Source organism: Clostridium formicaceticum, assembly GCF_001854185.1.
Taxonomy (GTDB): domain Bacteria; phylum Bacillota; class Clostridia; order Peptostreptococcales; family Natronincolaceae; genus Andreesenella; species Andreesenella formicacetica.
Map to the genome: position 1 here is coordinate 2446576 of NZ_CP017603.1, position 23665 is coordinate 2470240.

The following is a 23665-nucleotide window of genomic DNA, read 5'->3' on the forward strand; positions in this document are numbered from 1 at the left end:
CTCACCTTATTCTTATCATATTTTTTTAAGGTATTTACCAAGATTCATTAATTCTATTGTATATTTGAAAGCATAACATAGCAATCATTACTTTTACAAATTTTTCTTTATGGGATTATTATGAGATTATAAAGTTAGAAGTTATGATATAATAGATAAAAAACAAGTTTATTTATTGTTTTTAAATGGAGGGAAATAAAATGCCAAACTACGGAAACTATATTGTGGCTGGGGCTATTTTATTGATCATTTTAATATCTATACAATATTCAATCAATAAAGTTATTGTTTTATTAAAAGAAATTAAAGAGATTTTATTAACGATACAAAATAACCGTTATAAATAATTATAGCCTAACAGGGGAATAAATAGTTTGACATGGGAGTTTGTTTCCATTAGAATATTGAATAACATTATATTATTACAGCAAAACAATGGAGGGTAGTCAATGGACATAGATAAGAAAGTATGGGAAATCCTTTGCTCAGAGGAAGATATAAAAAAAAGGTTAAAAGAGCTAGGACAACAGCTATCCAATGATTATAGAGATAAAAAATTATATGTGGTGTCTCTATTGAAGGGGAGCTTTATTTTTACAGCAGACTTAGTGAGGGAAATAAATATTCCAGTTAAAATAAACTTTATAACTACTTCTAGTTATGGTCATGATTTAGAAACTAGCGGCTCTGTAGAGATTGTATCAGATATAACAGAAGACTTAACTGGTTATGATGTCTTAGTAGTAGATGATATTACGGATTCCGCTTTAACGATGAATTATGTTGTGGAACATTTGAAAAAGAAAAATCCCGCCAGTATTAAGAGTTGTGTATTGCTGGATAAGCCTGAAAGAAGAAAAGTTGAATTAGTACCAGATTATGTAGGCTTTACCATTCCCGATAAATTTGTTGTAGGTTATGGATTGAATTATGGAGACTACTATCGGAATATTCCTTATGTATTTATTGTAACTGAAAAAGATCGTTAAAAGCGCCTCCTTTTATGAGGCGCTTCTTTATCCTCTTAAACCCTCTAATAATTTTACCTTGTCAGCGGTTTTGGCATCTTTGGTTTTAATAATCTTTGCTGGCGTTCCAGCAACCACTGTATTCGGCGGCACATCCTTAGTTACAACAGAACCAGCAGCAACTACAGCGCCTTTACCAACTTTTACACCTTCTAGCACCACCGCATTTGCTCCAATAAACACTTCATCTTCTATAATGACAGGATCTTTGCTAGGAGGTTCTAAAACGCCAGCAATGACTGTTCCCGCTCCTATATGAACATTTTTACCAATCAAGCCTCGAGCACCGATGACGCAGTTCATATCAACCATACTATTTTCTCCAATTTTAGCACCAACATTTAGCACCGCTCCCATCATAATGACTGCATTTTTACCTATTTCAACCCCTTCTCTTATTAGGGCACCAGGTTCAATTCTTGCCTGAAGATGAAGAATTTCCATTAGTGGAATGGCAGAGTTTCTTCTATCATGTTCTAAGTAATAGTCTTGGATACTTTTTTTATTTTCGTCTAAAATCACAGCGATTTCTTCGTACTCGCCAATTAAGATCCAAAAATTTTCTTGTCCAAAAGCCTTGACCTTTTTTGATTCAATAGATTGAAGTTTGCCCTGAATATAAACCTTAACTGGGGTAGATTTTTTTGATTCTTTTATAAATTTTGCTATTGCTTCTGCCTCTGTCAAGTCAAAAGAACATTGTAGCTTTTCAACTTTATTACTCATTTGTAACCATTCCTTTCCTAGATTACATTTTCTCCCTTCAACAACAATATTTATCCTTCGGTATATTACTAAGACGCCTATTTTTTTCTAATGCCTTATAAGATACTTGATATTATTGAAAATCCTGTATTCTTTTATTATGTATATTAGTAGTTTCATTAAAAAATAACTGTCTTTAATATACTATGAAAAAATAAAAAAAGTGTGCTAAAATAACAAAATATAACATAAGACCAATGAAATAAGTTGTTTTAAAGAAAGAAAAACTATAAAATAGAATAGATAAACTAATTAGAGGAGGAAAAAACTTGGAATTATCTACAGAGATTAAAGAAATATTAGAAGAATTAAAGAATATTCGGAGGGATTTACATAAAATTCCTGAGTTAGGTCTAGAAGAGTACAAAACCTCTCAATATATCAAAGAATATTTACAGCAACTAAACATAAAGTATGAAGAAAATGTCTTGGAAACAGGCATCATTGCTTATTTTGAAGGCAGAGAACCAAAAAAAACCTATTGTTTTCGTGCTGATATAGATGCTTTAGGCATGCAAGAACAAAATCAACTTGAATATCAGTCAGTACATGTTGGAAAAATGCATGCATGTGGACATGATGGACACATCGCTATTGTTTTAGGTCTTGCTAAATTATTAACAAAGAATAAAGATAAATTAAAGGATAATATTGTTTTACTATTTCAACCGGCGGAGGAAGGTCCTGGTGGTGCATTACCTATCTTAGAGGGAGGATTCTTAAAAAAATATGGGGTTGAAGAAATCTATGGACTTCATCTTTTTCCAGGATTACAAGAAGGACAAATAGGACTTCGGCCGGGGGCAATGATGTCACAAAACGGGGAGTTTGATATCCTTATTAAAGGACAAAGTGCCCATGGGGCTATGCCCCATGTTGGTATAGATAGTGTTGTTGTTGCCAGTGAAATGGCTTTAGGCATGCAGTCTATTGTAAGTCGCAGCATAAACCCTATTGAACCGGCTGTTATTACCATAGGAAGAGTAGAAGCAGGGGAAAAACGCAATATCATAGCCGAAGAAGCTGTGTTAGAAGGAACTATACGAACCTTCAATCAAGAAACCTATGATTTAATTAAGAAAAGAATGATGGATTTTAAAAAAGGTCTTGAAGTGAATTATCAATGTAAAATTGATATAGTAATTCGGGATATGTATCCAGCGGTATATAATGATTCTCATCTAACAGAAATTTTTATTGAAGCTCAAAAGAAGTGTGGCATAGATGTAGAAATCATTGATCCAATTATGCTGGCAGAGGATTTTTCCTTCTACCAAAGAGAAATCCCGGGGCTTTTCTTTTTCTTAGGTACTAAAAACAAAGAAAAGGGCTTTACCTATCCACTGCATAATGGAAAGTTTAACTTTGATGAAAAAGTATTAGGTGATGGGCTACAAATTTTTGTTAATTTGCTAAAACATCGTGATATATTATAATTAAAGGATGTGGATACATGTTAGAAGAGAAGAAACTAAAATTAGCAGATGCCAATATTTTATACCTCATTGGAGCTATTCTTTTCTTTACTATGGGATTTTATTTTCAACACTTAAGTCTCAAGTGGGGGCTAATTATAACCCAATATGTCTTAGTACTGCTACCTCCTATCCTATACTTAAAAGTGAAGAGAATACCTATCAAAAAGACAATGCGTTTCAATAAAATTAGTGTAAAGCATGGGTTTTTGGTAATATTCATAACATTATTTATGTACCCTACTGCTGTTTTGGCAAATGCTATTTTTATGATGTTAATGAGTTTATTGGGTAATCTAAATATACCAGAATTACCTACAGCTACGAATCCAACAGAATATATCGTTTTATTATTTATTATTTCTATCTCAGCTGGGATTTGTGAAGAAGTGTTTTTTAGAGGATTTATACTTCCTGGCTATGAAAACTTAGGATCAAAAAAAGCTATTGTTATTTCTTCTATTTTATTTGGAATATTTCATTTCAATCTTTATAATCTATTTGGACCGATGGTATTAGGGCTGGTATTTTCCTATCTAGTAATTTTAACAGATTCTATCTATGCAGGGATGATTGGACATATTGTTAATAATGGTTTTGCTGTCACATTAGGTTATATCTTAAATAAGTTTGCTGGATTTTTAGAACAGGGTCAAGAAACATCTGTTGAAATTTCAACAACACTAGCTTTGTTAATGAATATAGCTGTTTTTGGTATTATTGCTATTGTTACTGGATTTTTTGCCTTTCGTTTAATAAAAATTATAAAAAAGGATAGGGAGAAACAAAAAATGTTTCTAGAAGAGAATAACTTACAGGAAGAAGACAAAAAATATATAATAACAAAGTACCCTGTATCCTTAAAGGATTTTATACCTTTGCTATTCGTATTGCCTTTATTTTTATTGATAGCTATAATACAAATAAGGGAAATTATTCGTTTAGGATAGAAAAAATTGTATATTTTTCCTATTTTTATAGCATAATAAAAATAGGGAGGGATACCGATGACGAAAAATCAGCCAAAGAAAGAATTTACCCCTGATCTAATGATGAAATATGAGATCGCTGAAGAGTTAGGTCTCATAGACAAAGTAAAAAAGCTAGGCTGGGGAGGTTTGACTGCTAAGGAGACTGGACGAATTGGTGGTCTTATGACAGTACGAAAAAAACAGTTGAAAAAAGTAGCTGAAGAGTAGTAAAATCAGTGCATAGGATAGAGGTAAACGTTAAAAAATAGTTGACAGTGATATTTCCCTATGTTAAACTGATAGTGAATGGGGATACATAGTGTCTTTGTTTAATTTAAATTAAGTTTTAGGAGGAATTTTTAAATGGAAAAAGGTACAGTTAAGTGGTTTAACGCTGAAAAAGGTTATGGATTTATCTCAAGAGAAAACGGTGACGATGTATTCGTACACTTTTCAGCAATTACAATGGATGGATTCAAAACATTAGAAGAAGGTCAAACAGTTGAGTTTGAGATCGTTCAAGGAGATAAAGGACCTCAAGCTACAAACGTAACTAGAGCATAATAATACAATATGTAGGTTAATCTTGTAGTCAAATCCCTCAGGGATTAAATATATAAGAATTTACCATGGATTTAAAACAGGTTGGTGCGCCAACTTGTTTTTTTTCATGTAATAAAAATTTTTTGAAGGATTAGTGAATCAACAAAAATATGGCATAATAAATAGTGTACAAAATAATGAAGAAAGAGGTGTGTTTATGAAAAACTGTGTTATTCGTGCTACTGCTGCCAATAATAATATTAGAGCTTTTATTGCTAATACAACCAATATGGTGGAGAAGGCTAGAAAAATTCATGAAGCATCTTCAGTAGCTATAGCTGCCCTTGGAAGGACAATGACAGCTACCTCTATGATGGGGTTAATGTTGAAAAGTGAAAATCATCAACTTACTGTAAAAATCAATGGTGGTGGAGAACTGGGAAGCATTGTAGTAGTAGGAGGTAGCCAAGGTAATGTAAAAGGGTATGTGGCTAACCCACAGATACAGAGTAGTTATATAAAGCCTGGAAAGTTAGATGTGGGAAAAGCTGTGGGGGTAAAAGGAGACATTACTGTTATTAAAGATTTAGGACTGAAGGACCCTTACATAGGAACTTCCGCTTTAGTATCGGGAGAAATAGCAGAGGATTTTGCCTCTTATTTTTTACATTCTGAGCAACAACCTTCTGCAGTAGCATTGGGGGTTTTGGTAGAAAGAGATTATACTGTAAAAGCAGCTGGTGGATTCATTATACAGGTACTGCCGAATATAGAAGAAGAAGTATTAGAAAAATTAGAAGAAAAACTTCTTTCTTTAGAGCCAATTACTGTTTTGATGGACCGGGGTATGAAAGAAGAGGATATTTTACAGCATGTTTTAGGAGGCCTATCACCGGAAATCGTAGAAAAATATGAAGTTGACTTTATTTGTGATTGTAATAAAAGTAGGTTTGAAAGAGCCTTAATCAGTATTGGCAAAAAAGAATTAACAGAAATTATAGAAGAAGATGAAGGAGCAGAGTTGGTTTGTCATTTTTGTAACGAAAAACATTATTTTAATAAAGAAGAATTAGAAAAATTGTTGGAAGAACTATAAAAATGCTTAAAAAATGAAGCTATTGCACCCTAAAGAGATATAAATAGTCATAATCTCCATAAATCATGGGAAATCACCTTTGAAATAATAAATGGGATAATGTATACTAAGTCTTGTCACTGTTGAGGGCGCATAGCTCAGCTGGGAGAGCACCTGCCTTACAAGCAGGGGGTCACAGGTTCAAGTCCTGTTGCGCCCACCAGCCCAGATAGCTCAGTCGGTAGAGCAGGGGACTGAAAATCCCCGTGTCGGTGGTTCGATTCCGCCTCTGGGCACCAATATAAAATTAAATAGGATAGATGCGGAAGTGGCTCAGTGGTAGAGCATCGCCTTGCCAAGGCGAGGGTCGCGGGTTCGAGTCCCGTCTTCCGCTCCAATATTAATTTTGGCGGCATAGCCAAGTGGTAAGGCAGAGGTCTGCAAAACCTTTATTCCCCAGTTCAAATCTGGGTGCCGCCTCCAATAAAAGATAAGATGGATGAGATGAAAATGAATTTTTAAAAGTTCATTTTTTTTTTATTTTATTGATAAGTTTAGTAAAAACTTCTCTTGAATTAAGTCTCATATAAAAAAGATTATTTTGAAATTTTTATAAAATTTCTAAAAATCTCTTGACAATACTTTGGTATATTGTTAGAATACAATACATAAATTAAATTCAAAATTGAATAACAATACTTATAAATGCAATGAAGGAGAACGGTATTTTGCTTGTAGCAGTTTCAGAGAGTCGGTGGTAGCTGCGAACCGATACTGTCGTGAAATACAAATCCCTCCTAAGCAGTTCCTCTGAAACCAGATTCAATAACTCCAGTAAGAGGTAAACGGTAAGCTCCGTTATAGGCAAGGGTTTGATAGAACCTAGTGAGTGGTCTCTACTGTGAGGTAGATTCAATTTAGGGTGGTAACGCGTGGAATAATTCCTCGTCCCTGTATAATTCAATTAATAATTATGCAGAGACGGGGATTTTTTATTAGATAAAGTTTTCAAAATTTTAGAAGAGTTAAAAGTTTTCCATGTAAATTAATTATTTATTAAAAAACTCTTGCATTATTGATTAAAATAGCTTACAATGATTTAAAAAATTTAAGTTATAATTAAAAGGAGGGTACACCATGGATAAACATGTGCTTTCCGTATTGGTGGAAAACCAACCGGGTGTATTAAGTAGAGTAGCGGGATTGTTCAGTAGAAGAGGATACAACATCGATAGTTTTACAGCAGGCGGTACAGAAGATGAAAGATTAACAAGAATGACGATTGTATTGCATGGAGATCACCAAGCTCTAGAGCAAATAAAAAAACAGTTAAGTAAGCTGATCGATGTAGTGAAAATTACAGAATTAAAACCCCAAGAAGCAGTTTACAGGGAATTGGCTTTAGTCAAGGTAACTGCAGATGAATCTACTAGAGCATCTATTTTAGAAGTGGTAGATATTTTTAGAGGAAAAGTAATTGATGTAGCCAGTGAGCACCTGACAGTTGAAATGACAGGAGATCATGATAAAGTTTTAGCTTTTATTGATATGATGAAGGGTTATGGCATCAAAGAAATTGTCCGTACAGGTATGACAGCCTTAGGACGATGGAGTAACTAAATAAAACAATATTAAATTATAAATTTGAGGAGGAATATAAAATGGCAAAATTGTATTATGAAAATGATTGTAACTTGGAATTATTAAAGGGAAAGACTGTAGCAATAATTGGATATGGTAGTCAAGGGCATGCCCATGCTTTAAATTTACATGAATCTGGTGTAAAAGTAATTGTAGGCTTATATACAGGTAGTAAATCTTGGCAGTTAGCAGAAGAAGCTGGATTAAAGGTTGCTGTAGCAGCTGAAGCAGCAGCACAAGCTGATGTGATTATGATTTTAATTAATGATGAAAAACAAGCTAAATTATATAAAGAAAGCATTGAGCCAAATTTAACAGCAGGAAAATACTTAGTTTTTGCTCACGGCTTCAATATTCACTATGGTCAAATTGTACCACCAGAAGATGTGAATGTATTTATGGTGGCACCTAAGGGACCAGGGCATACAGTAAGAATTCAATACCAAGAAGGTAAAGGTGTACCTTGCTTATTTGCTGTTTACCAAGATGTTACTGGTGATACGAAGGATATCGCACTAGCCTATGCAGCAGGTCTTGGTGGCGCTAGAGCTGGTATTCTTGAAACCACCTTCCAAGAAGAAACAGAAACTGATTTGTTTGGAGAGCAAGCAGTATTATGTGGTGGTGTATCAGAATTAATTAAAGCAGGTTTTGACACCTTAGTAGAAGCGGGATATCAACCAGAGGTAGCATATTTTGAGTGTCTTCACGAGATGAAACTTATTGTAGATATGATTAACCAAGGTGGATTAAGCTACATGAGATATTCTGTTAGTGATACAGCAGAATACGGTGATTATGTTGCAGGAAAGCGTGTTGTCACTGAAGATACAAGAAAAGAAATGAAGAAGATTTTAGGAGAAATTCAAGAAGGAATTTTTGCAAAGAACTGGATTCTAGAAAACCAAGCAAATCGTCCTGCTTTTAGTGCTAGAAGAAGGATGGAGCAAAACGGTCTAATCGAAGTAGTAGGTAAAGAATTGAGAAAGATGATGACTTGGTTAAAAAAATAAATTTGAAAAGGCTGGAGGGATGTAAATGGCAAAGCATATAAAAATATTTGATACAACTTTAAGAGATGGAGAACAATCACCGGGTTGTAGTATGAATCTCCAAGAAAAACTTGAGCTAGCTAAGCAGCTGGAAAGATTAAAAGTGGATGTGATCGAAGCAGGTTTTGCTATTGCATCCCCAGGAGATTTTGCTGCAGTAAAGGCAGTTGCACAAGCTATTAAAGATTGTAAGGTAGCTAGCTTAGCAAGAGCACTACCGGCGGATATAGAAAAAGCCTATGAAGCTGTAAAGTATGCTGAAGCCCCTAGGATACATACCTTCATAGCAACTTCCCCCATTCATATGAAATATAAACTAAAAGCTAGTGAAGAGGAAGTATTAGAACGTTCTAGAGCAATGGTGAAATATGCGAAAACACTTTGTAGCGACGTAGAGTTTTCTGCAGAAGATGCTTCAAGAACAGAAATAACTTTTCTTTACAAGGTTCTTGAGGCGGTGATTGAAGCAGGGGCAACGGTGGTGAATATTCCTGATACTGTAGGTTATACGACACCGGATGAATATTATACCCTCATACAAAATATTAGAAACAATGTAAAAAATATAGATAAGGCAGAGATCTCTGTGCATTGCCATAATGACCTAGGCTTAGCTGTAGCCAATACACTGGCTGCTGCTAGAGCTGGTGCTACTCAGTTGGAATGTACCATTAATGGTATTGGAGAAAGAGCTGGAAATGCAGCTTTAGAAGAAATCGCTATGGCACTAAATACAAGAAAAGATCTATATGACTTAACTACGAATATAGAAACCACAGAAATTTATCCTACCAGCCGTTTGGTAAGTAAGCTAACTGGTATGAAAATACAGCATAACAAGGCTATTGTAGGAGACAACGCCTTTGCCCATGAGTCGGGAATACATCAACATGGTATGCTAGCCCATAAAAACACTTATGAAATTATGACCCCTGAATCTATAGGGCTTACCAATAATAAGTTGGTTTTAGGAAAACATTCAGGACGCCATGCATTTGAAGAAAGATTGAATGTATTAGGCTATCACTTGGCAAAGGATCAGGTAAATAAGCTATTCCAGGAGTTTAAGGTTCTAGCAGATAAAAAGAAAATGATTTATGATAAAGACTTAGAAGCATTAGTAGAAGAAAAATCCGTAAGAATCAAAGAGTTTTGTAGATTAGGCCAATTTGTTATCAATAGTGGAAATACCATTACGCCGACAGCAACCGTTAGGCTGATAAGAAATGACGAAGAGATAGAAGAAGTTGCAACCGGTCACGGGCCTGTAGATGCTGCATTTAAAGCAATTGATAAGATCGTAGGAAATGGATTTTCACTAGAGGATTATGCTTTAAACTCTGTGACAGAAGGAGAAGATGCACAGGGAGAAGCATCTGTAAAAATAAAGATGCATGAGGAAATTTATCACGGAAGAGGTATTAGCACTGACGTAGTAGAAGCCAGTATCAAGGCTTATATCAACGCTATAAACAAAATGTTGAGTGAGCTAGAATGTCAAGAGGAGTGAAATTAAATGAACAATAAAATAGAAGTATTTGATTCCACTTTAAGAGACGGAGCTCAAGCTGAAGGTATTTCTTTTTCGGTAGAAGATAAGATAAAAATAGTAAAGGCATTAGATGCTTTGGGGATCAGCTACATTGAAGCTGGTAACCCCAGCTCTAATCCTAAAGACTTGGAGTTTTTTACCCACATGAAGAAGGAAAAGATTAAACATGCTAAGTTGACCGCCTTCGGCAGTACAAGAAGGGCTAATGTGACTGTGAAAGAGGATAGTAATGTTCAATCACTACTAGATGCTGATACGCCTGCAGTTGCAATATTTGGAAAAAGTTGGGATTTTCATGTTACGGATATTATCAAAACCACTTTAGAAGAAAACCTAGCCATGATTCAGGATACGATTGCCTTTTTAAAAGAAAAGGGAAAAGAAGTCATCTTTGACGCCGAACACTTTTTCGATGGCTATAAGGCAAATCCCACTTATGCTATGGCAGCCTTAGAGGCAGCGGTAAAAGGGGGAGCTGATTGGCTAGCTCTTTGTGAAACCAACGGGGGTGCTTTTCCCGATGAGATATATAAGATTACTAAGGAAGTTGTTGAAAGATTTCCTGTAAAGGTAGGGATTCATTGTCACAATGACGGTGGCATGGCGGTAGCCAACAGTATTATGGCAGTAGAAGCAGGAGCTACACAGGTGCAGGGAACTTATATTGGTTTTGGAGAACGATGTGGTAATGTAAACTTAAGTACTGTTATTGCTAACCTTCAGCTGAAGAGGGGAAAACACTGTATTCATGAAGATCAAATGACAAATCTTACCTCTACTGCTCGCTTGGTAGCGGAGGTTTCCAATGTAGCCATGAATGAAAGAGAGCCTTATATAGGTAACAGCGCCTTTGCACATAAAGGTGGCATGCACATTGACGGTGTCAATAAAGCTTCTAAATCCTTCGAACACATTGACCCTAGGAAGGTGGGCAATGAAAGACGTGTTTTGATGTCAGAGGTTTCTGGAAAAAGTACAGTACTCTCTAAAATACAAAAAATCAATCCTAATATAAAGAAAAACTCCCCAGAAACACAAAAGCTCATTGATCGTTTAAAGGAATTAGAGCATGAAGGCTACCAATTTGAGGGGGCAGAAAGTACTTTTGATCTAGTAATTCGAAAACATTTAGGGAAATACAAACCCTTTTTTGAACTGATCAACTATAAAATTATTGGTGAAAATCAGCCGGGTGGAGAAAATATAGCTTCAGCATTGGTGAAAATTAATGTGGAAGGCAAAGTGGAAATGACGGTGGCGGAAGGTGTTGGGCCAGTCCATGCTTTAGATAAAGCCCTTAGAAAAGCACTAGAGACCTTTTATCCACAACTAAAGGAAGTACACTTGACAGATTATAAAGTGAGGGTATTGGACACAACCATCGCTACTGCATCTAAAGTTCGAGTATTGATCGAGTCTACTGATGGTTATAACCTATGGACAACGGTGGGGGTTTCATCGGATATCATCGAAGCCAGTTGGATTGCTTTAGTAGATTCCATTGAATATAAATTAATTAAAGATATCGAAGATAAAATAAGGGCGTATATTTGATTTAGTAAAAAGGTGAACCGAGTTTACTAACAGGAGGATGAATAAATATGGGAATGACGATGACACAAAAAATATTAGCAGCTCATGCGGGACTAGAAGTCGTAAAAGCTGGTCAATTGATACAAGCAGATTTAGATTTGGTTTTAGGGAATGACGTTACAACGCCTGTAGCAGTAAAAGAATTTAAAAAAATTGGCGTAGAGGGTGTTTTTGATAAGAAGAAAGTAGCCATTGTGCCAGATCATTTTACCCCTAATAAGGATATTAAAAGTGCTGAACAGTGTAAAATGATTCGAGAATTTGCCTATGAAAAAGAAATTGAAAATTATTTTGAAATCGGAGAAATGGGTATTGAACATGGTTTGATTCCAGAAAAAGGATTAGTGGTACCTGGAGACGTGGTGATTGGTGCTGACTCCCATACATGTACCTACGGCGCTTTAGGGGCCTTCTCAACAGGTATTGGTAGTACAGATATGGCGGCTGGAATGGCTACAGGAAAATGTTGGTTCAAGGTACCATCAGCGATCAAGTTTGTCTTAAAAGGTAAGCTTTCTGAATGGGTAAGCGGTAAAGATGTTATTTTACACATTATAGGCATGATTGGGGTAGACGGTGCTCTTTATAAGTCTATGGAATTTGTAGGAGAAGGTGTTCAAAACCTATCTATGGATGATCGTTTTGCTATGGCAAACATGGCCATTGAAGCAGGTGGAAAAAATGGGATTTTTCCAGTAGACGATAAAACTTTGGCTTATGTAAAGGAACATTCAGCAAAGAACTATACGATTTATACTGCTGATGGAGATGCAGAGTACGATGCGGTATATGAGATTGACTTAAGTGCTATCCGACCTACTGTTGCATTCCCACATTTACCTGACAACACCCGTACCATTGATGAAGTTGGTGATGTGAAAATTGATCAAGTTGTGATTGGCTCTTGTACCAATGGCAGAATAGAGGATATGAGGGTAGCTGCCGGTATCCTAAAGGGTAAAAAGGTGGCAAAGGGTGTAAGAGTGATTGTATTCCCTGTTACACAGAAGGTTTATCTGCAAGCACTACGTGAAGGTTTAATTGAAGATCTTATTGAAGCAGGGGCAGTAGTAAGTACACCTACCTGTGGACCATGCCTTGGAGGACATATGGGGATTCTTGCAAAAGGTGAAAGAGCCATTGCTACGACAAATCGTAACTTTGTAGGAAGAATGGGTCATCCTGAGTCTGAGGTATACTTAGCAAGTCCAGCTGTAGCAGCAGCTTCAGCCTTAACAGGAAAAATTTCAAATCCAGAGGATATAGCTTAAAGGGGGCAAAAAGCATGAAGGCAAAGGGAAGTGTTTTTAAATACGGCAGTAATGTAGATACAGATGTTATTATTCCTGCAAGATATCTGAATACCTCTGATCCAGCGGAGTTAGCCAAATATTGTATGGAAGATATAGATGAAAATTTTGCTAAGAAAGTAAAGCAGGGAGACTTAATCGTAGCGGACAAAAACTTTGGTTGTGGGTCATCAAGAGAGCATGCACCTATTGCAATAAAAGCTTCAGGGGTATCTTGTGTCATCGCTACTACTTTTGCGAGGATTTTTTATAGAAATGCCATCAATATTGGTTTGCCAATTCTTGAATGTAAAGAAGCAGTAGAGAATATTGAAAATGGCGATGAAGTAGAAGTAGATTTCAATACAGGAATTATTTATAACCTAACAAAAAAACAATCTTACCAAGGCGAAGCTTTTCCAGAATTTATGCAAAATATTATGGCAGCTGACGGACTTATTCAATATATTAAAGGTAACTTAAAGAAATAAAGGACATGGAGGAATCAATATGAAGTTTAATATAGCAACTATTCCAGGGGATGGGATCGGACCAGAGGTAATAGAAGAAACAATATTCGTATTAAATAAAGTTGCAGAAATGCACGGTCATGAATTTTCCTTCCAGGAGGTATTAGCGGGAGGAATAGCTATCGACAAAACTGGAAAACCTCTTCCAGAGGAAACCGTGGAGATTTGCAAAAACAGTGATGCAGTTTTACTAGGGGCAGTGGGAGGCCCTAAGTGGGATACCCTTCCAGGAGATCAAAGACCAGAAAAGGCATTATTAGGATTAAGGGAAGTACTAGGTTTATATGCCAACCTTCGTCCAGCGGTTTTATATACTGCTCTTAAGGAAGCGTCGCCTTTAAGAAGTGATATTGTTGAAAAAGGTATCGATATATGCGTAGTAAGGGAATTGACCGGAGGAATTTACTTTGGTGAAAGAGGAAGAAAAAAAGAAGGCAAAATGGGTGAGGCGGCTTACGATACAGAAGCTTATAGCGTTGGAGAAGTAGAAAGAATTGCCCGAACTGCCTTTGAAATAGCTATGAAAAGAGATAAAAGGGTAACCAGTGTAGATAAAGCCAATATTCTAGAAAGTTCTAGATTGTGGCGCTCTGTAGTCATAGAGGTAGCAAAGGACTATCCAGAGGTTACTTTAGATCATATGTATGTAGACAATGCAGCTATGCAGCTAGTAAGATATCCTCAGCAATTTGATGTAATAGTTACCAGCAATATGTTTGGAGATATACTATCTGATGAAGCTAGTATGTTGACAGGGTCTATAGGCATGTTACCTTCAGCATCTCTTGCAGAGGGGAACCTAGGCATGTACGAACCTATCCATGGCTCAGCACCAGATATTGCAGGAGAAAACAAAGCAAATCCGATAGCAACCATTTTATCTGCTGCTATGATGCTTCGTCACTCTTTTCAACTAGATAAAGAGGCTCAAATAATAGAAGAGGCGGTAGTAAAGGTACTAGAGAAAAATTATCGTACAGCAGATATTATGAGTAAAGGTATGACCTTAGTAGGAACAAAAGAAATGGGAAAACTAATTGTAGAAGAATTAAAGTAAGCTAACAGGCTTTAAAAAAATAAATGACGATTGAAGTAATAAAGGAGGCGGAAATAGGATGCAACTAACAGGTGCGGAAATTTTAATAGAATGCTTAAAGGAACAGGATGTAGACACTATTTTTGGCTATCCTGGGGGGGCAGTAATAAATATTTACGACGCTCTTTATAAACACCAAGATGAGATTCGACACATCTTAACTTCCCATGAACAAGGGGCATCTCATGCAGCTGATGGCTATGCTAGAGCAACAGGAAAAGTAGGGGTTTGCTTAGCGACTTCTGGTCCAGGAGCTACCAACTTAGTTACTGGAATTGCTACAGCTTATATGGACTCTGTTCCCATGGTAGCGATTACAGGGAATGTTCCATTAGCACTATTGGGAAAAGATAGTTTTCAAGAGGTGGATATAACAGGAATTACAATGCCTATAACAAAACATAACTTTATTGTGAAGAATGTTAAAGACTTAGCATCTACTGTTCGAAGAGCTTTCTATATTGCACAAGAAGGTAGACCTGGTCCTGTGTTGGTAGATATACCAAAGGACATAACAGCACAAATCACAGAATATATCAAAGAAGAGCCTATCGCAATAGAAAAGGTCACAGAATACATTACTGAAGAAGATATTAACAACGCTTTAGAACTTTTGCAAAATTCACAACAGCCTCTCATTTATGTGGGGGGAGGCGTAATCTGTGCGGATGCTAATGGTGATCTAGTAGCCTTTGCTGAAAAAGTTAAAGCACCTGTATGTTGCACCCTAATGGGTCTAGGAGGGTTTCCAGCTACCCATGAACTTTTTACTGGCATGATAGGTATGCATGGAACAAAATCTTCTAATTTAGCGGCTACAAAATGTGATCTGCTTATAGCCATAGGAGCGCGATTCAGTGATCGGGTGATTAGTAAAGTGGAGGCCTTTGCCCCTAATGCCCAAGTGCTTCATATTGATATTGATCCAGCTGAAATCAATAAAAACATTAGAAGTCATTATCATATTATTGGCGATGTGAAGGAAGTACTAAAACGATTAAACAAAAAATTAGCACCTCAAGAAAATCAACCTTGGATGGAGCAAGTAAAAACATGGAAAGAAAAGTATCCTTTGGGTTATAAAAAAGATGGAAGACTAAAACCTCAATATGTCATAGAAAAAATCTATGAAATGACAAAGGGAGAAGCCATTATCACAACAGAAGTAGGTCAAAATCAAATGTGGACAGCCCAGTATTATAAGTTTACAAAATCAAGAACCTTTATTTCTTCAGGGGGATTGGGGACGATGGGCTATGGCTTAGGCGCCTGTATAGGAGCAAAAATTGGAAACCCTGAAAAACTAGTCATCAATGTGGCTGGAGATGGCAGTTTTCAGATGAATTCCATTGAATTAGCTACAGCTATAAAATATAATTTGCCGATTATTGTGGTTATTTTAAATAATGGTGTTTTAGGTATGGTGAGACAATGGCAAGATTTATTCTATGATAAACGCTATGCTGAAACTGATTTGGATAGAGGCACAGATTTGATAAAACTAGTAGAGGCTTATGGAGCAAAGGGTTATCAGATTACTGAAGAAAGTCAGTTCGAAGAGGCCTTCCATAAGGCTTTAGAAAGCAATGTGCCAGTAGTACTTAATTGTATCATTGATAAAACAGAAAATGTATATCCTATGGTGCCTGCTGGTGCGCCGATAGAGAATGTAATTACTGAAGGATAACAAAAAAATCAACTAGAAAAAGTATTCTAGTTGATTTTTTAATTTAGCTGTAGGATAGGTTGACGTCATGGTATAGAGACATAGGCCTGTGATAAATATCACAGGCCTATGTCATTGACATTTAAGTATTAAAGTACTAAAATATTATTATAGACATAATTACCAATTACAAGAAATTTTAAAAAGATAAATGGAGGGATGAAGAATGAGTATGTTTTGTTTTCAATGTCAGGAGGCAGCCAAGGGATCAGGCTGTACTGCAAGAGGGGTATGTGGTAAAACCGATGAGGTTGCTAATTTACAAGATTTATTAATCTATGTATTGAAAGGCATCTCAATTTACAATCTAGAGGCTAAAAACTTAGAAATTAAGAATGAGGAAGTAGATAAATTCATAATGGAAAGTTTATTTGCTACGATTACAAACGCAAACTTTGATAAAAGTGTGTTTGTAGAAAGAATTAGAAAAGCGCTAGCTTTAAGGGAAGAAGTGAAGGCACAAGTACTTCAAGCTGGAGGAAAGATTGAAGAAAATCTTCATGATGCCGCTACTTGGTCTGCTGAAACAGTAGAAGACTTTGAAAAAAAGGCTAAAACTGTAGGTGTATTGTCTACTGAAAATGAAGATGTGAGGTCCTTAAGAGAACTTATTATTTACGGTATAAAAGGTATGGCTGCTTATGCTAAACATGCTTATGTATTAGGTTATAAGGAAGAAGCAATCTTTGAATTTATACAAAAAGCTTTAGTGGCCACAACGGATGATAGCCTAAGTGCTGATGCATTGGTGGCATTAACGATGGAAACTGGAAAGTTTGGCGTAGATGTTATGGCATTGTTAGATAAAGCGAATACAACTACTTATGGAAATCCTGAGATTACAAAGGTAAATATAGGTGTAAGAAACAATCCAGGAATATTGATCAGTGGTCATGATTTGAAAGATATGGAAGAACTGTTAAAACAAACTGAAGGAACTGGCGTTGATGTATATACCCATAGTGAGATGTTGCCAGCCAATTACTATCCAGCCTTTAAAAAGTATGATCATTTTGTAGGAAACTATGGAAATGCTTGGTGGAAACAAGATAAAGAGTTTGAATCCTTTAATGGACCAATTCTTATGACCACCAATTGTTTAATACCACCAAAAGATACTTATAAGGATAGAGTATATACAACAAGTGTTGTAGGGTTTGAAGGATTAAAGCATATTGAGGTGGAAAATGGAAAGAAAGATTTCTCAGAAATCATTGAACATGCTAAAAAGTGTCAGCCACCTGTTGAGATAGAAAGAGGAGAAATCGTAGGAGGCTTTGCTCACAATGCTGTTTTAGGTGTTGCTGATAAAGTGGTTGAAGCAGTCAAGGCTGGAGCAATCAAGAAGTTCTTTGTTATGGCTGGCTGCGATGGCAGAATGAAATCTAGAGATTACTATACCGAGTTTGCTAAAGAGTTACCGAAGGATACAGTGATTTTAACAGCTGGATGTGCTAAATATAGATATAACAAGCTTGACTTAGGTGATATTGGCGGTATCCCAAGGGTATTGGATGCAGGACAATGTAATGATTCTTATTCACTGGCTGTGGTAGCTTTAAAACTAAAGGAAGTATTCCAATTAGAAGATATCAACGAATTACCTATCGCCTACAATATTGCATGGTATGAACAAAAGGCAGTGATTGTATTACTAGCTCTATTATATCTAGGTGTTAAAAATATTCATTTAGGACCAACGTTACCGGCCTTTTTATCACCAAATGTTGCAAAGGTATTAGTAGAAACCTTTGGCATCGGCGGTATCACTGATGTAGAAAATGACATCAATAGCTTCATGGCATAATAAAAAAAGCCCCCAACCCCAATTCATATATAGAGATATTAAGCGACCCTTAGTCCAGAGCGGCTAAGGCGTCGCTTAATTTTTGTTTTTTTAGATATTGAATAAATTCTTCATTTAATTTTTGTGGTAGACCTCCAAAGATACAAAACTTAAAGGAGCAAAGTTGACAATTCGTAGGACATTGGCTTGTTACTAAAGGTCCTTCTATCACCTCATAAATGTCTAGAAAAGTAATTTCTTCCGGAGGTTTTGAGAGGGTAAAGCCTCCTTTAGGGCCTCGGACAGAACGGATATAATTGGCTTTTACAAGACGTTGTAACACCTTAGATAAATGGGCCTCTGAAGAACCCAGTATTTTGGCTATCTCTTTTACATTCAATAGACCTTTATCTTTATGGGCAATAACCACCATACTATGTAAAGCAAGAGAAAGCATTTCAGATATACGTATTATCGCAGACAAATAGGCTCACCTCCTAGGATAAAATTTTAGTATTAGCAAGGTGAAAAGTCAACAAAAACTTTAAAAATCTTATCATGATTGGTTTCTTTACAAGTATTTAACTGTTGGCTTTTTTTTATTCAAAGTTTAAATTAAGATATTTTTATTAAGGAAATACTATTATAAAGGAGATGCCTATGGAAGAAAAATATATTGAAACACCTCATTTGCCTAAAAATACGATAAAGTGTGCATTAGTGGATTATAGAATAGGTGAAAAAACCGTTAAAGTGCTAGAGGATCAGGGTATAAGTCTAATAAAAACTGTGGCATGCGCTGAATTGTATCAGGCTATTGAAGGACACCCTGATATGGTAATACAGCATTTAGGCGGCAGAGATATCCTTATTGCTCCAAATGTTATCCAATACTATCAACCAAAATTTGAAGCTTTAGGTTTTCGTGTCCTTGAAGGAAAGACTTATTTAAAGGGTAACTACCCACATGATATTGCATATAATATTTGTAGGATAGGTAGCCATGTGATACACAATTTCAAACATACAGATAAAGCATTATTAGATGATTTGCAAAAGCGTAATTTGGTGAAAATACATGTTTCCCAGGGGTATTCAAAATGTTCTGTTGCAGTGGTGGATAAAAAAGCCATGATTACTTCAGACTCTGGGATACATAAGGAAGTAATAAAGTTTGGTATAGACTCTTTACTAATTGCGAAGGGAGGTATCTTGTTACCAGGAGTCAACCATGGCTTTATAGGAGGTGCCTGTGGCTATTTAGACCAGGAAACCTTGGGCTTTTATGGAGATATTACCTCACATGAAAGTTTTGAAAAAATTGCATTTTTTTTGAGAAAATACAATAAAAAAATAAAGTGTTTAAATAATAAAAAACTACAAGATTATGGAACGCTGATTCCTTTATTAGAAATGGGTTAATTTCAATTATATGTATAGAATATGATAAAAAATTAAACATATACTACTAATACAGCAGGAAGGAGTGATACAGATGAATTTGCTGTCTATTATTGTTGAGAAAAATGTAGAAGAGTTACAAAGGCAATTAAGCAAACAGATTGAATCTTTTAAAAACGAAGAGATTGAAATAGATGAAAATGTTACTTATCATGAATCCTTCTATACTTTAGAGTATAGTGTGAAGATAGAAAGTGTAAAAAATTATCCTATTAGTGATTTTATCAATATATTTAAATATTGTGCAGCCAATGGCTTGTTTGAATATATAAAGTTATATGAAGAACCTCCATTGATTCAGAAGCTTATTGATTATGACTATTATTATTTTAGTGCAAAAGAACGAATAGAGATTCAAAATATTATTAAGGCAGATTTAAAAAGTCAAAGCGATAGAATGAAGGATGCAAATGATGAAGTGCATCATAGAAAGTTTGCAACGATTCAAAAAATGATGGAGCATTTTAAAACAAGTTCGCAAATTAATCTTAAAGGTTTTATTACTTTTAGGTTAAAGGATTATATTTTAGAGCTACAAGAAATGATAGAAAGAGCAGTAGAAGACTTTCTTATGAATAAAGAATATAATGAGTTTATCAAACTATTGAAATACTTTGTAGATATTCAAGAAGCAAAGATTGATACTGTGCATATCTTATTCGAAGAAGATAGCAAATATAAGCTATATGATCAATATGGAAACTTAGTAAATAATGAGTACCTAAGACTAGTGGCTACTGAAATGGTAGATAAAGACATCAATTATGAGGATTTGTTGATCAGTTCTTTAATCACCATCGCACCTAATCAAGTTTTTATTCATAAGATATCTAATCTTAATAATGTAGAAATCATCAAGACCATATCACGGGTGTTTGTAAATAAAGTAAAAGTGTGTGATAGCTGTGATTGGTGCAAAGTAAAGGTAAAAGTAAATGTAGAGAAAGAGTAAATTGGCTCCTTGAAGAAAGGAGCTTTTTCTTTTTTATAGAGAATTTATAAATAAATATCTACTTGCAATAGAAAAATAACATGGTATAATCATTTATGGGATTTTATGAAAAACTTTAAGAAGAAGGTGAAACAATGAACTTTTTAACAATAATCTTACTAGCTTCTATTGGTGCTGTGATTGGTTGGGTAACAAATCTTTTGGCAGTAAAATTATTATTCAGGCCTTTTGAACCCATAGAGATACCTTTATTGAAGCTAAAACTGCAGGGACTCATCCCTAAAAGAAGAAGTGAAATTGCAGTCAGTATTGGAAAAACGATAGAAACAGATTTGTTGTCTGCTGAGGATATTATATCGAAGCTGGTGAATGGTGACAATAAAGAAGAAATTTTTTTAGTAATCAAAAACAAAATTAGTAAAATTATCAATGAACGTTTACCAGGGATTATTCCCTCCAGCTTTAAGGGAATGATACAAAGTTACATAGATGATATTATTAATAAAGAAGGAGAAAAACTTGTTGCGGAGATTGTAGAAAGTATTATTGAAAAGAGTGCTTCAAGTATACAGATAGCAGAAATGATTGAAGAAAAAATTAATGATTTTCCTATGGACAGATTAGAGGAAATTGTTTTAAATATTGCTAAAAATGAGCTAAAGCATATTGAAATATTGGGGGGGATTTTAGGTTTTGCTATTGGACTACTTCAAGGTCTTATCATTATTTTAATACAATAAAAAACAGTTGCTTGTATATTTTTTTATCAATTTGAAAAAATAATTTAGAATACCTTGACAAAAACTTTTTTCATCAATATAATAATCTAAAATAATATATTCAAGCTATGAAAAGGAAGAGTAGGTTAACTCCAGTACTTAGAGAGAAAACATCTTAGGCTGCAAGTGTTTTTGTATAGGACTAACTGAAGACTACCCTTGAGCTGTTTCTGATTAGCATCAAGATGTGAAAAGAATACCGGTGACAACGTTAGAGTCAATGATTGAGGTGGATTTTATCAAGTTAGGTGGAACCGCGGGAAGCTAAGTCTCTCGTCCTAGTAATTTTAGGATGAGGGGCTTTTTTATTTTTATATAGACATAAGTCTATGAATTTGAATGAATCTAGGGCGAAACCGTAGACCGTGTATATTAAAATTTAACTTTAGAAGCGCGCATCTATAATATAACAAGAAGGAGGAAGAAAAATGCAAAAGGTAAAAATAACATTAAAAGATGGTACTGTAAAGGAAGTGAACCAAGGAACATCTATATATGATATTGCTAAAGAAATCAGTGAAGGTTTGGCGAGAGTAGCTATAGGTGCTGAAGTAAATGATGTGTCAGTAGATTTAAGTTATAAAGTAGAAGAAGATTGTAATGTCAATATTTTGCGTTTTGAAGATGAAGAAGGAAAAGACTTTTTAAGACATACAAGTGCTCATATTTTGGCACAAGCAGTAAAACGACTGTATCCTAACACAAAATTAGCCATTGGTCCTGCCATAGACAATGGATTTTACTATGATTTTGATTCAGAACACAAATTTACTCCTGAGGATTTGGAAAAAATAGAAGCAGAAATGAAAAAAATTGTGAAGGAAAAATTAGATTTAGAGAGGTTTGAGCTTTCAAGGGAAGAAGCCTTAAAACTTATGGAGGAAAAAAATGAAAGCTATAAAGTAGAGCTCATTAATGACTTACCAGAAGATGAAAAGATTTCTTTTTATAAGCAAGGTGAATTTGTAGATCTCTGTGCTGGGCCTCATGTCTTATCTACAGATAAGGTAAAGGCTTTTAAGCTGTTAAGTATTGCCGGTGCCTATTGGCGTGGTGATGAAAAAAACAAAATGCTTCAAAGAATTTATGGAACTTCCTTTGAAAAGAAAAAAGATCTAGAAGAATATTTGCATCGACTAGAGGAGGCTAAAAAGAGGGATCATCGAAAAATAGGAAAAGAACTAGACCTCTTTAGTTTACAAGAAGAAGGTCCAGGTTTTCCTTTCTTTCATCCAAAAGGAATGGTTTTAAGAAATCAACTAGAAAACTTTTGGAGAAGGGAACATACCAAAAGAGGTTATGAAGAAATAAGGACACCGATTATATTGAATGAAGCTTTATGGCATCAATCAGGTCATTGGGACCATTATAAAGAAAACATGTATTTTACCAAAATAGATGAGGGTGATTATGCAGTAAAGCCAATGAATTGTCCAGGGTCTATCTTAATGTATAAAAGAAAAATGCATAGCTATAGAGACCTTCCTATTAGAATGGGGGAGCTTGGATTAGTACATCGACATGAATTATCAGGTGCATTGCATGGTTTAATGCGGGTAAGATGTTTTACACAGGATGATGCGCATATTTTCATGTTACCAGAACAAATCAAGGATGAAATCATAGGTGTTATTGATTTTGTAGATTATTTTTATAATATTTTCGGATTTAAGTATCATATTGAGCTATCCACTAGACCAGAGAATTCCATGGGAACAGATGAGGAGTGGGATTTAGCTATCAATGCTTTGAAGGAGGCATTGGATGAAAAACAATTAAAGTATAAAATCAATGAAGGTGACGGCGCCTTCTATGGTCCTAAAATAGATTTTCACTTAGAAGATTGCATTGGAAGAACATGGCAGTGTGGCACAATACAACTGGACTTCCAAATGCCACAAAGATTTGATATTCACTATGTAGGTGCTGATGGAGAAAAACATCGTCCTATTATGATTCATAGAGTAATTTTTGGCAGCATTGAAAGATTTATTGGCATTCTGATTGAGCATTATGCTGGTAAGTTTCCAGCATGGTTAGCACCAGTACAAATAAAAATACTACCTATTACAGATCAACATCATGAGTACGCATTGAAACTTAAGGAGGAGATGGCCGAGAAAGGATTAAGAGTTGAAGTAGATACTAGAAATGAAAAAATTGGTTATAAGATTAGAGAAGCGCAACTTTCTAGAGTACCTTACATGCTGGTAATAGGAGACAAAGAAGTAGAGACACAATCGGTGGCAGTAAGATCTAGAGATAAAGGAGAACTTGGAACCGTCGAGGTGGCTTCCTTTATTCAAAGCCTATTGGAGGAAATAAAGAACAAAATTATAGGATAAATAGGA

At 35.3% G+C, this 23665-nt stretch carries 22 protein-coding genes, 4 tRNA genes and 1 other annotated feature; of the genes, 24 read left to right on the plus strand and 2 right to left on the minus strand.

Annotation, left to right across the window (positions count from 1 at the left end):
* Positions 1 to 200: 200 nt before the first annotated feature.
* Both BJL90_RS22385 and hpt read left to right on the plus strand, forming a co-directional pair.
* Entirely contained in the window at positions 201 to 347 is a 147-nt protein-coding gene (locus BJL90_RS22385) for a hypothetical protein (RefSeq protein WP_169824209.1), read from the plus strand.
* 102 nt (positions 348 to 449) lie between these two features.
* Complete coding sequence (hpt, locus tag BJL90_RS10855; RefSeq protein ID WP_070967769.1) at positions 450 to 989, plus strand: hypoxanthine phosphoribosyltransferase; 540 nt, start codon at positions 450 to 452, stop codon at positions 987 to 989.
* Positions 990 to 1016: 27 nt separating this feature from the next.
* On the opposite strand, the gene dapD is transcribed toward hpt, so the two are convergent.
* Positions 1017 to 1754 carry a 2,3,4,5-tetrahydropyridine-2,6-dicarboxylate N-acetyltransferase gene (dapD, locus tag BJL90_RS10860; RefSeq protein WP_070967771.1) on the minus strand — a complete coding sequence of 246 codons (738 nt, stop codon included), beginning with the start codon at positions 1752 to 1754 and terminating at the stop codon, positions 1017 to 1019.
* 308 nt (positions 1755 to 2062) lie between these two features.
* Between dapD and BJL90_RS10865 the strand changes: the two genes are divergently transcribed.
* The 18 genes from BJL90_RS10865 to hcp all read left to right on the plus strand — a co-directional run bounded on the left by BJL90_RS10865 (position 2063) and on the right by hcp (position 18143).
* Positions 2063 to 3229 (plus strand): M20 metallopeptidase family protein, encoded by a 1167-nt coding sequence (locus BJL90_RS10865; RefSeq protein WP_070967774.1) that lies wholly within the window; start codon positions 2063 to 2065, stop codon positions 3227 to 3229.
* A gap of 17 nt (positions 3230 to 3246) precedes the next feature.
* The gene (locus BJL90_RS10870; protein ID WP_070967776.1) at positions 3247 to 4218 is read left to right on the plus strand and encodes a type II CAAX endopeptidase family protein; all 972 of its coding nucleotides are present in this window, start codon (positions 3247 to 3249) and stop codon (positions 4216 to 4218) included.
* A gap of 57 nt (positions 4219 to 4275) precedes the next feature.
* Entirely contained in the window at positions 4276 to 4467 is a 192-nt protein-coding gene (locus BJL90_RS10875) for a small, acid-soluble spore protein, alpha/beta type (protein WP_070967779.1), read from the plus strand.
* A 135-nt stretch (positions 4468 to 4602) separates the two neighbouring features.
* Positions 4603 to 4803: a cold-shock protein gene (locus BJL90_RS10880; RefSeq protein ID WP_070967781.1), complete on the plus strand. Its 201-nt coding sequence runs from the start codon at positions 4603 to 4605 to the stop codon at positions 4801 to 4803.
* Between the two features lie 196 nt (positions 4804 to 4999).
* A complete protein-coding gene (hslO, locus tag BJL90_RS10885; RefSeq protein ID WP_070967785.1) occupies positions 5000 to 5878 on the plus strand; it encodes an Hsp33 family molecular chaperone HslO in 879 nt (292 codons plus the stop codon).
* Between the two features lie 126 nt (positions 5879 to 6004).
* A tRNA-Val gene (locus BJL90_RS10890) sits at positions 6005 to 6080 on the plus strand.
* Positions 6081 to 6156: transfer RNA gene (locus BJL90_RS10895), tRNA-Phe, on the plus strand.
* 23 nt (positions 6157 to 6179) lie between these two features.
* A tRNA-Gly gene (locus BJL90_RS10900) sits at positions 6180 to 6254 on the plus strand.
* Between the two features lie 11 nt (positions 6255 to 6265).
* Positions 6266 to 6340 (plus strand) — tRNA-Cys (locus BJL90_RS10905).
* Positions 6341 to 6558: 218 nt separating this feature from the next.
* Positions 6559 to 6813 (plus strand) — a binding site (T-box leader).
* 181 nt (positions 6814 to 6994) lie between these two features.
* Entirely contained in the window at positions 6995 to 7477 is a 483-nt protein-coding gene (gene ilvN / locus BJL90_RS10910; RefSeq protein ID WP_070967788.1) for an acetolactate synthase small subunit, read from the plus strand.
* A gap of 41 nt (positions 7478 to 7518) precedes the next feature.
* On the plus strand, positions 7519 to 8511 hold the full coding sequence (gene ilvC / locus BJL90_RS10915) for a ketol-acid reductoisomerase (protein ID WP_070967791.1): 993 nt from the start codon (positions 7519 to 7521) through the stop codon (positions 8509 to 8511).
* Between the two features lie 25 nt (positions 8512 to 8536).
* Positions 8537 to 10060, plus strand: coding sequence for a 2-isopropylmalate synthase (locus tag BJL90_RS10920; RefSeq protein WP_070967793.1), 1524 nt, complete (start codon positions 8537 to 8539; stop codon positions 10058 to 10060).
* Positions 10061 to 10066: 6 nt separating this feature from the next.
* A complete protein-coding gene (gene cimA / locus BJL90_RS10925; RefSeq protein WP_070967797.1) occupies positions 10067 to 11656 on the plus strand; it encodes a citramalate synthase in 1590 nt (529 codons plus the stop codon).
* A gap of 47 nt (positions 11657 to 11703) precedes the next feature.
* Positions 11704 to 12966 (plus strand): 3-isopropylmalate dehydratase large subunit, encoded by a 1263-nt coding sequence (gene leuC / locus BJL90_RS10930; protein ID WP_070967800.1) that lies wholly within the window; start codon positions 11704 to 11706, stop codon positions 12964 to 12966.
* A gap of 14 nt (positions 12967 to 12980) precedes the next feature.
* Positions 12981 to 13475 (plus strand): 3-isopropylmalate dehydratase small subunit, encoded by a 495-nt coding sequence (gene leuD / locus BJL90_RS10935; RefSeq protein WP_070967802.1) that lies wholly within the window; start codon positions 12981 to 12983, stop codon positions 13473 to 13475.
* A 19-nt stretch (positions 13476 to 13494) separates the two neighbouring features.
* Positions 13495 to 14571, plus strand: coding sequence for a 3-isopropylmalate dehydrogenase (leuB, locus tag BJL90_RS10940; protein WP_070967804.1), 1077 nt, complete (start codon positions 13495 to 13497; stop codon positions 14569 to 14571).
* 58 nt (positions 14572 to 14629) lie between these two features.
* On the plus strand, positions 14630 to 16297 hold the full coding sequence (ilvB, locus tag BJL90_RS10945) for a biosynthetic-type acetolactate synthase large subunit (RefSeq protein ID WP_070967807.1): 1668 nt from the start codon (positions 14630 to 14632) through the stop codon (positions 16295 to 16297).
* A 205-nt stretch (positions 16298 to 16502) separates the two neighbouring features.
* Entirely contained in the window at positions 16503 to 18143 is a 1641-nt protein-coding gene (gene hcp, locus BJL90_RS10950; protein ID WP_070967809.1) for a hydroxylamine reductase, read from the plus strand.
* Positions 18144 to 18192: 49 nt separating this feature from the next.
* On the opposite strand, the gene BJL90_RS10955 is transcribed toward hcp, so the two are convergent.
* On the minus strand, positions 18193 to 18606 hold the full coding sequence (locus BJL90_RS10955) for an RrF2 family transcriptional regulator (RefSeq protein ID WP_070967812.1): 414 nt from the start codon (positions 18604 to 18606) through the stop codon (positions 18193 to 18195).
* Between the two features lie 176 nt (positions 18607 to 18782).
* Here BJL90_RS10955 and BJL90_RS10960 point away from each other — a divergent pair, with 176 nt between their 5' ends.
* From BJL90_RS10960 to thrS, 4 genes are all read left to right on the plus strand, one after another.
* Positions 18783 to 19544, plus strand: coding sequence for a DUF6873 family GME fold protein (locus BJL90_RS10960; RefSeq protein WP_070967814.1), 762 nt, complete (start codon positions 18783 to 18785; stop codon positions 19542 to 19544).
* A gap of 73 nt (positions 19545 to 19617) precedes the next feature.
* On the plus strand, positions 19618 to 20535 hold the full coding sequence (gene ytxC / locus BJL90_RS10965) for a putative sporulation protein YtxC (protein WP_070967817.1): 918 nt from the start codon (positions 19618 to 19620) through the stop codon (positions 20533 to 20535).
* Positions 20536 to 20669: 134 nt separating this feature from the next.
* Positions 20670 to 21275, plus strand: coding sequence for a DUF445 domain-containing protein (locus tag BJL90_RS10970; protein WP_070967820.1), 606 nt, complete (start codon positions 20670 to 20672; stop codon positions 21273 to 21275).
* Positions 21276 to 21742: 467 nt separating this feature from the next.
* Entirely contained in the window at positions 21743 to 23659 is a 1917-nt protein-coding gene (gene thrS / locus BJL90_RS10975; RefSeq protein ID WP_070967822.1) for a threonine--tRNA ligase, read from the plus strand.
* Positions 23660 to 23665 lie beyond the last annotated feature (6 nt).